At 62.9% G+C, this 3,999-nt stretch carries 3 protein-coding genes; all 3 read left to right on the top strand.

From position 1 onward, the window contains the following. Positions 1 to 690 precede the first annotated feature (690 nt). From ACYCTF_RS14140 to istB, 3 genes are read left to right on the top strand one after another with little or no spacing between them, the layout of a single operon-like run. Positions 691 to 1,590 (top strand): ParB/RepB/Spo0J family partition protein, encoded by a 900-nt coding sequence (locus tag ACYCTF_RS14140; protein ID WP_110137291.1) that lies wholly within the window; start codon positions 691 to 693, stop codon positions 1,588 to 1,590. Further along, a complete protein-coding gene (gene istA / locus ACYCTF_RS14135) occupies positions 1,587 to 2,978 on the top strand; it encodes an IS21 family transposase (RefSeq protein ID WP_461266447.1) in 1,392 nt (463 codons plus the stop codon). The genes ACYCTF_RS14140 and istA overlap by 4 nt, the downstream gene beginning before the upstream one ends. Beyond that, positions 2,971 to 3,759 (top strand): IS21-like element helper ATPase IstB, encoded by a 789-nt coding sequence (gene istB, locus ACYCTF_RS14130; protein ID WP_461279119.1) that lies wholly within the window; start codon positions 2,971 to 2,973, stop codon positions 3,757 to 3,759. The genes istA and istB overlap by 8 nt, the downstream gene beginning before the upstream one ends. The last annotated feature ends 240 nt before the right edge of the window (positions 3,760 to 3,999 follow it).

Raw genomic sequence — 3,999 nt, 5'->3', positions numbered from 1 at the left:
CCCTTGACGCTTACGCGAATGAACCCACCCCTGCTCACGCAAACGGACCCGCCCACGGCCGTTGACGGCATGCGCTAGTCATCCCGGATATCCTTCAGGTCCTACGGCATTCCTGCTCGTCGTGCATTGACCCGCCCCCGGTTCCCGGCATCCTCTCTGCCAGAATTCCTGGCGATAGGGGGAAAGCCACGATGCCCACGGCACGATGCGCCGCCTGCAGGCGGTCCTTTCGGGTGCGTCCACAAGTCCGCGCCCAACGCTATTGTTCGGCACCGGCCTGTCAGTGCGTACGGCGCAAGCGCTGGCAAAGTGCCAAGCGTCGCACCGACCCCGATTACCATGAGAACCAGGCCCGCGCCCAAGAGGCTTGGCGGGACCGCCATCCGGACTATTGGCGGACTTACCGAAAGACCCATGACGCCTATACCCGCGATAATCGCGATAAACAGGCCCGGCGCGACCAGAGTCGCCGTCTTGCAAAGATGGACGTGTCAACGGCCAATATCCCTGTTGTTTCCGGTCGTTACCGGCTTTCTCCTGCCCCAGGCAACGATCTTGCAAAGAGTGACGCGTGCACGGTGGAATTGACCGTATTGTCAAGGGGTTAGAGATTTTTGGTCGTCTTCATCGCGATCTTGCAAAGAGAGGACGTGATAGGCATTCGCGGGCTAGGCGGGTACCGTTTTCGTCATGGATACCGTCGCCCCCGTACTGGAAGTCGATCTCCACCGCCTTGACCTGCGGTTTCTCGACGCCCGACTGCAGGAACCGCGGGCGGTTGAGGTGCTGGCCCGATCGATTGAGCAGAGCGGCCAACTCCTGCCATGCATCGTGGTGCGCGACGAGAGCGGCGACCGCCTGATCCTCATCGACGGTTACCGGCGCATCCTGGCCCTGCGCCGACTCGGGCGTGACACCGCGTGTGTGGAATCCTGGGCGTGCGATCTCGCCCAAGCCTTGCTGACCGTGCTCGCGCGTGTTCACGGTCGACCGTTAGCGGCCCTCGAAGAAGCGTTGCTGCTGCGAGAACTCGTGCACGGCCAGGGTCTGAGCGAGCGCGAGGTGGCGCGCCGCAGTGGTCGCGATGTGAGTTGGGTCAGCCGACGGCTGGCGCTCGTCTGCGGTCTGCCCGACGGACTGCTGGATGCGGTACGCAAGGGTACGGTATCCACCTGGGCGGCTACGCGGGTGTTGGCGCCGTTGGCGCGCGCCAACACCGACCATGCGACTCAATTGTTGAGCGCGCTCGATTCGACCCTCTTGTCCAGCCGGGACCTTCAGACTTGGTTCCAACATTATCGGACGGCCCCGCGGGCCGCCCGTGAGCACATGGTGTCTCACCCGCGCCTCTTCATTCAAAGCCTGCACGCTCGCGACGAGCAGCGTGCCGATGCGGGTGTGCGCGAAGGCCCGGAAGGGCAGTGCCTAGCCGATGTCCGGCAACTGCTCGCTTTGATCAAGCGACTGCGCCCGTGCTGGTCAATAGGAGACCCGCCCGTGTTCCCCGAGCCCTTACAGAAGGCTCTGAGAGGCCTGCGCATCGCCCTCAATACCCTGCAGGCCGACCTAGCCAGGAGTCTCGACCCATGACCCCCAGCCAGATCCGTGATGCCGTCCGCACCCTGCAAGCCCAAGGCCAGAGCCGACGCGAAATCAGTCGGCTGCTGAAGCTATCGCGCAATACCGTTCGCCGGATACTGCGCGCCCCGCTGGCAGAGGGGGAGAAGGAACGGCAGAAGCTCGGTGTGACCCGCACCTATTTGCAATCCGCCTTCGCGCGCGCCCAAGGCAACGTGGTGCGCGTTCAGCAACTACTTGCCGCTGAGTACGATCTCACGATCTCTTATAGCACGTTGACGCGTTGGGTCCGGGAAGCGGGGCTACGCACGCCGCCCGTGCGCGCGGGGGAATACACCTTCGGCCCGGGCGAGGAAATGCAACATGACACCTCGCCTCACCGCGTGACCCTGGGTGACAAGACCGTAACCGCCCAGTGCGCAGGGCTCGTATTGGCCTACTCGCGCCGTCTGTTCGTTCAATATTACCCCCGCTATAGCCGCTTCGAAGCCAAGCAGTTCCTGCTTGACGCCGCGCGTTTCATGGAGGGGGTTTGCCCGATCTGCCTGATCGACAACACGAGCGTGATGCTCGCCTCCGGCGCTGGTGCAGACGCCATCATGGCCCCCGAGATGGCCGCTTTTGCGCGCACACTGGGGTTTGCCTTCCGCGCGCACCGGGTCGGGCATCCGGATCGGAAGGGGCGGATCGAGAGAACGTTCTTTTTTATTGAGACCAACTTCCTGCCTGGCCGCCGCTTCACCGATTTCGACGACCTGAACCGCCAAGCGCTCGCCTGGTGCCGAGAGGTGGCCAATGCCAACCCGAAGCGGGTTCTGGGGATGTCGCCCGAGGCCGCCTATGTGATCGAGAAGCCAACCTTGCAACCCCTGCCCATCGCGCTGCCACCGATCTATGAGGTCTGCGATCGGGTGGTGGACCTGAGCGGGTATGTCTCGCTCGAATCGAACCGCTACTCGGTCCCCGAGCGTCTCGTGGGCCAGACCGTCACCCTCTACAAATATCCCGCCCAGGTCCACATCCACCATCGGGGCACAGCGGTAGCGATCCATTCCCGACTCATCGGTCAACGCCAGGCCCGCAGCACGGATCCGACGCATCATCCCATCCCTATTCGCGTAAGCCGCATGCCGGACATAGAAGGACCACTCTGGCGCGACAATCCGGAACTGGGAGCCTATGCGCGCGCCCTCAAGCAACGCGGCCGCGGCCGCGGGGTGCGCGCCTTGCAACGGCTGCTGACGCTCCAGCGCACTTACCCCCGAGAGCCCTTCTTGGCCGCCGTGCGGCAGGCCGCCCACTTCGGTCTGTATGACCTGGGGCGACTGGAGAAACTCATCTTGCAACAAGTGGCTGGCGAGTTTTTTGCCCTGAACGGCGATTCCTACGACGATGCGTGATCAGATCCACGAACGGCTCGCCGAACTCCGTCTTCGCGGCATGGATGCGGCCCTGAATGCGGAACTGGATCGTGCCGAGCACGAAGGCTCGCCCCCTGCAGAAGTTCTCTGGCGATTGCTGGCCGAGGAAGAAGCCCACCGCCGAGAAAAGCGCTTAGCTTACCGCCTCACGCAGGCGAAACTGCCGTGGCGCTGGACTCTCGACTCGTTCCCTTTTGATCGTCAACCCGGTGTGGATCGGAGTCAGATCCGCGCCCTGGCCGGGCTCGACTTCCTGCACCGTAACGAGAATATCCTGCTTATCGGACCACCCGGTACGGGCAAGACCGGCATTGCCATCGCTCTGTTGCGCGAGGCCTGCCTCAACGGGCACGCGGGCCGCTTCTACAATGCCCAGGTGCTGCTCGACGAACTCTACGCCTCGCTCGCTGATCGTTCGACTCCGAAGCTCCTCGCGCAACTGGCCCGCTCTCAGCCCATGCTGATTGACGAACTGGGCTACCTGACCCTGAAACCCGAACAGTCGAACGCCTTCTTCCGGCTGATGGACCAGCGTTATGGCCGCGTATCGACTATCATCACAACGAATTTAGAGCCGTCTGACTGGTACGAGTTGTTCGCCAATAAAGCGCTCGTCGACGCCTTGCTCGACCGCCTCCAGCATCGCTGCATTACCATCCGCATCGATGGCCCCTCCCTGCGCACTCCTGAACGCCCCGCATCGGTTTCTGCCGACCGAGCCCCCAAATCCTCTCGACGCGGATCCGTTCCCGCCCCCTAGTTCTCGTACTGCGGGCCTCCCGCACCACTGCCACACCGCGTACCCCGAACACGGCCTATTTATGGCAGTGCCTGACGAGCGAGCGGACCACGCCGTGAATATCTCTGCGTCTTCACACAAGAATACCCGTTACCACACCCACCCAACACCCGCAATATCGCGCCCACCGCACACACTCATGCGCACTCTCTGGGTCCGCTTTATTGAGCAGAAACGGATTCATTTTGGTGAGCGTTGAGG

The sequence above is a fragment of the Acidiferrobacter sp. genome, from assembly GCF_054609335.1.
This window is presented reverse-complemented; position numbering and strand designations above follow the sequence as displayed.